This is a genomic window from Citrobacter sp. TBCS-14, assembly GCF_005280805.1.
Taxonomy (GTDB): domain Bacteria; phylum Pseudomonadota; class Gammaproteobacteria; order Enterobacterales; family Enterobacteriaceae; genus Citrobacter; species Citrobacter gillenii.
In genome coordinates this window covers 347-571 of record NZ_SZWM01000364.1, presented here as the reverse complement: position 1 = coordinate 571, position 225 = coordinate 347, and the positions used below count along the sequence as shown (strand labels likewise).

The following is a 225-nucleotide window of genomic DNA, read 5'->3' as shown; positions in this document are numbered from 1 at the left end:
GACAATGGATAACGTCAGTGCCTCGTCCGGTAGAATGGTGGAAATTGTAGCCGTCATCGACAGTATTGCATTCCAGACCAATATCCTGGCGCTGAACGCCGCCGTTGAAGCCGCCAGAGCAGGGGATGCAGGCAGAGGATTTGCGGTTGTTGCCTCTGAAGTTCGTACCCTGGCACAGCGCAGTGCCACTGCAGCCCAGGAAATCAAAGCGTTGATTGATGAGTC

Annotated in this window: 1 protein-coding gene; it reads left to right on the top strand. The window is 54.7% G+C overall.

All coding sequences use genetic code 11. The annotated features are described in order from the left end of the window. The coding region (locus FDX22_RS30505; protein ID WP_255432935.1) for a methyl-accepting chemotaxis protein at positions 1-225 on the top strand (225 nt) is incomplete at both ends.